Genomic DNA, 7,259 nt, shown 5'->3' with positions numbered 1-7,259 from the left:
GGGTGCGGGGAGCAGCTCATCGCCGCCGCGCTCGTCGTGGCCCTGCTGGGACCATCCCCGCGGGTGCGGGGAGCAGCTCATCGCCGCCGCGCTCGTCGTGGCCCTGCTGGGACCATCCCCGCGGGTGCGGGGAGCAGCGGTCCGGCCTGATCGACGAGATGTCGTTCGCGGGACCATCCCCGCGGGTGCGGGGAGCAGACCGCGCTGCAGGTCAGCCCCGAGGAGTCCCAGGGACCATCCCCGCGGGTGCGGGGAGCAGATTCCGTCCCCCCGGTCGCGGGGCTTCGGCATGGGACCATCCCCGCGGGTGCGGGGAGCAGGTGGGGCGGCACCACGCCGAGCGGGCTGGACTGGGACCATCCCCGCGGGTGCGGGGAGCAGCGGGCGGATCAAGGATTCGGCTTCCGCCCGGAGGGACCATCCCCGCGGGTGCGGGGAGCAGTCAGCGTGACCGATGACGGTGCTCGCGGTGATGGGACCATCCCCGCGGGTGCGGGGAGCAGCCGGTGATGAGCTGCCCGGGCAGTCGGGACAGGGGACCATCCCCGCGGGTGCGGGGAGCAGCGGTCGCAGGCGCCCTCCATGACCACGCCCAGGGGACCATCCCCGCGGGTGCGGGGAGCAGGACCAGAACCCCGGCGGCTCCGTCACCGTGTCGGGACCATCCCCGCGGGTGCGGGGAGCAGTCCCAGCCGTCGCGCTGCGACAGGGTGGCGTGGGGACCATCCCCGCGGGTGCGGGGAGCAGACTCGGCGACCTGCAGTTTCACACGCCTGGACCCCAGAAAAATAGCACTACCACGGAAACCGGCATATAGAACCAAACACCCAATCAGTGAGGCGAACCGGTCGACCAGAACCTTCAGCGCGTGTCCGCGTAGGGACAGGCGGGGCTACGCGCCCCACGGTTCCCCACCGCCCTACGCAAGCAAGTGGGTGCCTGTGGACAGAAGTCAGGAAACCGCAGGTCTCCGGCGCCGGTTCTACGCTTCCGTCATTGACAACCCCGCAACCGCCGGCCTTCACCCCGGTGCGTGAACAGGATTCCGGCTGCGGGCCTTCCACACGCCAGCGCTCATCTCGGACCCTGGCGGGACCCGGAAAAGGTCTCACCCCCAGCTTCACTTCGCGGGTCACACTCCGGGGCTTCGAGCTGCGTCTCCTGCAGCCCGGTGCCCAGCCGTCGGCGCAGTCCCGCTGCGAAGTCCGGTGCCGTGATGGCCTGCTCGCCCAGGACGGCAGCGACCTCGGCGGCACTGAGGCGCCGCGGTGCAGCAGCTGCGGATGGTGGGGTCGGCCTTGGCCCGGTGCCGAGTGAACGGCGGTTGGTGATCATTGGCCAAGGATTCCACTTGCTGCTACAGCTCGAAGTCGATGTAGTCGATGTCGGTGAACTCCACCTCGAGGCCGGCGGCGCGTCGGCCGCGGTCGCGGAAGTAGATCTCCTGTAGGCCCTCGGCTGCGATCGCGCGCAGTTGCTGCTCGCTGGCGCCGGTGTCCTGGGCGTCGAAGAGGCGGGCGGCGTATTCGGGTGGGAGGGCTTGGGTGATGAGGCGGAGGCGGGCGTCGTCGGTGCTGCCGGGTGCGGCGGTGAAGCCGAAGCGGGCGCGGGTGTCGATGACGATGCCGCCGGTGGTGGCGGCGGCCTGCTTGGCGCGGGCGCGGACCTGTGGCTGCCAGCGCTGGCGTACCTCGCGCTCTATCCGGGTGGCGAGGTCGGCGCGGGGGCGTTTGATCTGGTCCTTGACGTAGCGTTCCACGGTCCGCTGCGAGATCCCAAGCAACTCAGCTGCGGCCCGTGTGCCTTTGAGTTGCTTGACCAGGTAGCGCATCTGCGCCGGGGCCGACTTCGGGATCGGACGGGTGAACGCGCCCTGCACGGCCTTGTCGAGGCTGTCCCCGAGCATTCCCACCGCGGGTTCTCCTTCTGTGATGTGGCGCTTGATCATCTGTGCGGGCCGCTGGCGGCCGATCATGGCCCTGGATGACCGGATGTGCCATCCGGGTGATGATCGACCGCCAGCAGGCCGCCTGTGCCGTCCTGAGGGGTTGTAGGGTCTCGCGGCCCGTGGCACAGGCCGGGCCGCTGACCAGCGGCTTTCGATCTGTCTCACGGCGATGGCACACGGCTCAGTCTCACGAAACGTGGCACTTCCTCCGTACCTTCGCGAGGGCGCAGGCCCCTGACCTGCGCGTCTCGCTGATCTGCCGTCATGTGCCAAGATCGAATGAGACTGTGCCACGGGATTTGAGACCCCACAGGGGTGTCAGTAGCTGGTGGCCATGTCCACGAACCGGCTGTAGTGGCCCTGGAATGCCGTGGTGATGGTCGCGGTCGGGCCGTTGCGGTGCTTGGCCACGATGAGGTCGGCCTCGCCGGAGCGGGGTGAGGTCTTGTCGTAGGCGTCCTCGCGGTGCAGCACGATCACGATTGAGAACAGCCACCTTCATGACAGCCGGACCACTTCACACTGGCCAGAGAACAGCAGCCGCTTGGTCACCTCATGACAGCGGACCTGCCCGCGACCGGCCTCATGACCAGGCACCCAGCATCCCGTCCCGCTGACGCCCACCCAATGCCATCAACGCACCCACTCACAACAGCAGCGCGTGCCGTGCACTCCACCGTGGAGGCCTTCCACTGAGGCGGCAGCAGGGCGATCAATCACACCGCCGCGGTCTCGGGAGCTGCTCCCTATGGAGTCAGGCGCCAGGCACCGCCCCAAGTAGTTCGGCACTCGACTTAACCCCAGTCGAGCACCGATTTACTCGAGGCCTAATCAAAGCACGCGATTGGCCTAATCAAAGCACGCGATTGCCCTCAGCTACGCCATTGCATGCCCTATGACCTGCCTTCCGGTATGGCATATAGAGAGGCATACTGTGCGTACATCTGAGCAAGCTTCAGCGCATCATCCCGCATAGTCAAGAATTCGAGCAGGAGTGCGAGTAGCCGGTCTACACACTCCTGCTCTTGCCGTGCGGTCAAATGCTCCAACTTGCCCAGTCCATTGGATTCTATTTCGGATAGCGCCTCGTCAAGTATAAGTGCTTGCCACCCAAATCCGGAGCATTCCCCTTTGCGCACGATAAGCCACTCGGTGAATCCACGGAGAAGCCCACCCGAACGAGCCTGATCGTACCCAACGAGGAACATGTACGCATTTCTGTATCCATCAAGGCCATAAAGGCCCGGCCTGGATTGCACCCGCTCGATAAATTCTTTATCCATGGAACTCCCTAAAATCCGAAGTTGATCACATCGCCGTACTCCCACTGCGCCTTTTAGTCAGCGATCGCTTCGCCGCCTGCGGGCGTAAAGGCATCATAGACTCGGCCGTTCAGCACTACAACGTAATGATTACCCATGTTCCAACTGGCGGTATCCTGCCCGCGGTACGGCCCGAAGAACCCGGCCCCCGTGGGTGGAGTAATTCTGATGATCTGACCGTCGCCGAGGCTATCGCGGATCGCCTCGGCACACTCCCGGCAGTCGCCAGACTTTCCGATCATCCATACGGGCCGCGGCAGGCCCGGCACATTGAATGTCCCACAGGGCGTATCAGCGAGACGGTTCGATACCCCAGACTTGGGCAAGACTTTACATGCACGCTTGAGAAGTTTTAGTTCGTCGTAGACTTTGCCGAGCGTCTTCAGTTTGGCACCGACGAGGAAATCTACTGCGAGACTGCTGCAGTGATCGAAGTCCTTCGTCAGGGCCGGCGGCGGAACCAGCCGCGGCCCCGGCCCGGCTCGACTCCATCCACAGTGAGCGCCGCCCGCAGGCTGATCCGAGCTCGACGAACGCTTCGGTCCCGACGTCGGCCGGACGCCGCCCGGAGTGCGTGAGTCCCGAAGTCTGTGACTCCGGGACTCCCAGGCGGTTTCCGGGCCAGGCCGGGCACTACTTGAGCAGCAGGTGCAGGAGGCTCACCATGCCGACGCCGACCAGGAGGGCGACGCCGACGGCGGGGTGAAGCAGAGCGATGTATGTGGTGACCCCGCCGACCAAAAGCAAGAGCGCGGTACGCAAGTCGAGCCCGTTCCCGTTGTGAGCCGCCATCAGCAGAACCGCCCGCCAGGCCGACACGCGGGGGGCTCTCACTCTGAGCGACAACCTTGCGGACACGGCATCACCGGGTTGGCGAAGCGTCAGCGACGCTGCATGCCGAGCTGGTTCGCGGCAGCTTCCACGGTCTGCGCGAGCAGGACGGCAATGGTCATCGGCCCAACGCCACCGGGAACCGGAGTGATCAGACGAGCTCGGGTGAGGGCGGTGTCGTAGTCCACGTCTCCGACGTTGCCCGGGTTGTAGCCGGCGTCAATCACGACCGCGCCAGGTTTGATTTCCTCACCGCGGATCAACCGAGGCCGTCCGACGGCTGCTACCACGACATCCGCTTCCCGGACGATCGCCGACAGGTCAGCCGTGCGGGAGTGGCAGTACGTCACCGTCGCGTCCTTAGCGAGCAGGAGCATCCCGGCCGGTTTGCCAAGAATCGCGCTGCGCCCCACCACGACGGCGTGCTTGCCGGCGAGTTCGACGTCGTACGCTTCCAGCAACCGCATGATCCCGCCCGGAGTGCAGGACACGAAGCCCGGCAGCGCGAAGCTCATCGCGGCGAAGGAATGCATCGTGACCCCGTCGACGTCCTTCTCCGGAGCGATGGCCTCGAACGCCGCTCGCTCGTCGATGTGCGGGCCGCAGGGGTGCTGCAACAGGATCCCGTGCACTTCCGGATCGCTGGACAAGCCCGCGAGTGTCTCGATCAGTTCAGCGGTCGTGGTGGTGGCGGGCAGACCGATATGCCGAGACTGGATGCCTGCCTTGGCGCACCGCGCTCGTTTCATGCGGACGTACGTGGCCGAGGCGGGGTCCTCTCCCACCAGCACCGTCGCCAGGCAGGGACTGATTCCCGCTCGTCGTGAGATCTCCGCCGCCTTGGCAGCAGCCTCTTCGACGATGCGTTTGGCGAGGCTGGTGCCATCCATGAGCTGGGCCGTCTGAGTCGCGGACATCGTTGCCCTCCAGGCGTTGCTGACCACTCGCCCAGGCGCACGGCAACGACGTCTCGTCAGACCGCTCCCCGGTGGTGCTCCACCTCAGCGCCAGTCACGGCCCACGCTGAACTGTAGTAGACGCAGCACGCTCACACCCGACCAGCGTCCTCGGCCGGAAGCGACCTGCGAAGGCCCACCTCCTACAGTGACGTCATATCACGTAAACATTCCAGACGCGTCCCCACGCCGGATGCCTCCCGAACTGACAGACAACGGCCAGCTCACGGAAACACGCAACGCCGCCCACAAAGGAATCGTGGAAGCCCGGTCTCGGACCCGGCAGCGCCCCGCCAGGAGTGGTACCCCGGCGGGCGCAGGCGTGTCCGGGTCAGGATGCGTGCGCGGCCTGCCAGACCCGGGCCCGCTCATCCAGGTCGTGTGCGAGACGGACGCCGCGGCGGCCGAACACGCCGAGCTGGCGGCGGATGCCGGCGACCTCGTCGACGGCCCGCGCTGACCGGACCCCGTTGAGGAGGTCCAGCGCCTTGCCCCAGGTGCCGCACGCGGCTTCGACGTGGCCCTGTGCGGCCTGCTCCCGGCCCTGGGCGGCCAGGGTGAGGGCGGCGATGCGCTCGTTGCCGGTGCCCGGGCGCTGCCGGGCTGATGCCGCGAAGTGCCGCTCCGCGTTGGCGTGGTCGCCGAGCGCGTGGAACGTCTTCGCCGTGTGGGAGGCCACAGTCGCCTGCGGGGAACCCCAGCGCGCCGCCCACACGGGCAGCTCGGCGGCGTCGCCGGACCGGCTGAGGTCCTGTGCCGCGCGGACCTGACGGGCCGCCTCACGGCCGCCCCCGACGTTCGCCAGGGCGCGGGCGCGGGTGATCGCGAACAGGCTCTCGGTCGCGGGGTCGGCCTTGCCCTTGACCATGGCGAGCGCGGCGTCCGCGAGGTCGACGGTGCTCTCCGGGCGGCGGATGTCCATGCCGTTGTGGGCGAGGATGCGCAGTATCCACGCGGCGTGCATGTCGTCGCCGGCCTCGCGGGTCAGCGCGTACGCCTGGAGGTAGTAGCGCTGGGCCAGGCCGTGCTCCCCGGCGTCGTACGCCTTCCAGCCGCAGAGGTAGGCGACGCCCGCGGCGGCAGACAGGGCGTCCGCGTGGTCGGCCTCGCTGGAGAACGCGGCCCGGCACAGATCAGCGACGTCGGACCGGAGGTACTGCACCACGGCGGTCCGCCCGTGCTGTCCGCCGTGGCGCTCGTCGATCCTGGTGAACAGGTCGGTCATGTCCTGCACGGCGTCGATCTGCGCGCGGCCTGCGCGTGGCCCCAGGTGCTGGGCGCGATCCTGGCGGTCGAGGGCTTCCTCTATACCGAGCGGGAGAGCAGCGGCCGCGACGCTGTATGCGGCATTCGTGAGGAAACTGCGGCGTTGGATGTCGGCCTCCCCGAGGCGACGTAGCATGTCTACCGGATCGGGCCCCAAGGACGTCCCAAGCGCACCTTGGGGTCCGGCCATCTCCGGGACGGAGAAGCCAAGTTGAGCGGGCGCGATGTGACGGCCCAGTCTCCTTGAGATCGCCTCCGCAATGTACGCCGCCGTCTGGACGTTCGGCTCTTTGCCGGCCATCCAATGGGCTACAGCTGACCGGTTCGTCCTCAAGGAATCGCCGGCCTCGGCCGCCACGGTGCGCACCGTGGTGGCGAGCTGTTCGTAGCTCAGGCCCGCTTCCCGCAAGGCCTCCTGCAGTGCGTCGTTGCGCACGCGCGAGTGATTCACGACTTCCGTCACCCTCCCAAGCAGGGCGTTAAACGCGGTAAACACCTTCGTGCTGACCGGTCGTAGCAAGACCACAGTAGCGGTCGGTGTACTCGCCGTAACAGCAGACCGGCAGCCGCTTGGGGGCCAGCAGCTATGGCGAGTGAGATCAGAGACCAGTACGTCGGCGAGGAGCCCGGCCCCGGCGTGATGGTGACGACCGCCTATGAACGGCAGTTGGCCGTGGCGCACTGGCTGCTCCAGGCCGCCGCCGTAGAGCCCCGGACACAGCGGGTGGACTGGGAGGTGCACGGGCTACTCCTGCTGGAGTGCGGTGCGCTGTTCTCCGCTACGCGTGCGGCCCATGCCGTGAGGCTCGCCGCCTGGACGTTGCGTGGCCCTGCGATATTGATCCGAAACGGTTGGGGTTCTGGGTCGTTGATGATGTGTGAGCGATCTGGTGGGGGACGCGCGGCATCTGTCGCCTTCGGCGCAGGAGGCCCTGA

At 67.3% G+C, this 7,259-nt stretch carries 5 protein-coding genes, 1 pseudogene, 1 CRISPR repeat array and 1 riboswitch; of the genes and pseudogenes, 1 reads left to right on the top strand and 5 read right to left on the bottom strand.

Features of this window, described 5'->3' with window-relative positions:
- Positions 1–47: 47 nt before the first annotated feature.
- Positions 48–747: direct repeats of the CRISPR family, unit length 29 nt; unit sequence GGGACCATCCCCGCGGGTGCGGGGAGCAG.
- Between the two features lie 610 nt (positions 748–1,357).
- The 5 genes and pseudogenes from tpg to ACRWND_RS29750 all read right to left on the bottom strand — a co-directional run bounded on the left by tpg (position 1,358) and on the right by ACRWND_RS29750 (position 6,282).
- On the bottom strand, positions 1,358–1,906 hold the full coding sequence (gene tpg, locus ACRWND_RS29770) for a telomere-protecting terminal protein Tpg (RefSeq protein WP_431954905.1): 549 nt from the start codon (positions 1,904–1,906) through the stop codon (positions 1,358–1,360).
- Positions 1,907–2,266: 360 nt separating this feature from the next.
- Positions 2,267–2,431 (bottom strand): annotated as a pseudogene (locus ACRWND_RS29765) (DnaB-like helicase C-terminal domain-containing protein); the annotation flags it as partial.
- 1,472 nt (positions 2,432–3,903) lie between these two features.
- On the bottom strand, positions 3,904–4,104 hold the full coding sequence (locus tag ACRWND_RS29760; protein WP_431954904.1) for a hypothetical protein: 201 nt from the start codon (positions 4,102–4,104) through the stop codon (positions 3,904–3,906).
- Between the two features lie 47 nt (positions 4,105–4,151).
- Complete coding sequence (locus ACRWND_RS29755) at positions 4,152–5,018, bottom strand: bifunctional 5,10-methylenetetrahydrofolate dehydrogenase/5,10-methenyltetrahydrofolate cyclohydrolase (RefSeq protein WP_431954902.1); 867 nt, start codon at positions 5,016–5,018, stop codon at positions 4,152–4,154.
- Between the two features lie 22 nt (positions 5,019–5,040).
- Positions 5,041–5,126, bottom strand: a riboswitch (ZMP/ZTP riboswitch).
- Positions 5,127–5,388: 262 nt separating this feature from the next.
- Complete coding sequence (locus ACRWND_RS29750; protein WP_431954900.1) at positions 5,389–6,282, bottom strand: hypothetical protein; 894 nt, start codon at positions 6,280–6,282, stop codon at positions 5,389–5,391.
- Between ACRWND_RS29750 and ACRWND_RS29745 the strand changes: the two genes are divergently transcribed.
- Positions 6,247–6,456, top strand: a complete 210-nt coding sequence (locus ACRWND_RS29745; protein ID WP_431954899.1) for a hypothetical protein — start codon at positions 6,247–6,249, stop codon at positions 6,454–6,456. The genes ACRWND_RS29750 and ACRWND_RS29745 overlap by 36 nt on opposite strands.
- Positions 6,457–7,259 lie beyond the last annotated feature (803 nt).

It is taken from the genome of Actinacidiphila sp. bgisy167, from assembly GCF_965342175.1.
GTDB lineage: Bacteria > Actinomycetota > Actinomycetes > Streptomycetales > Streptomycetaceae > Actinacidiphila.
This window is presented reverse-complemented; position numbering and strand designations above follow the sequence as displayed.

Bases quoted from the DNA above. Each gene is read 5' to 3' on its own strand.
- tpg (WP_431954905.1), bottom strand. From the start codon at position 1,906: ATGCTCGGGGACAGCCTCGACAAGGCCGTGCAGGGCGCGTTCACCCGT.
- ACRWND_RS29755 (WP_431954902.1), bottom strand. From the start codon at position 5,018: ATGTCCGCGACTCAGACGGCCCAGCTCATGGATGGCACCAGCCTCGCC.
- ACRWND_RS29750 (WP_431954900.1), bottom strand. From the start codon at position 6,282: ATGACCGACCTGTTCACCAGGATCGACGAGCGCCACGGCGGACAGCAC.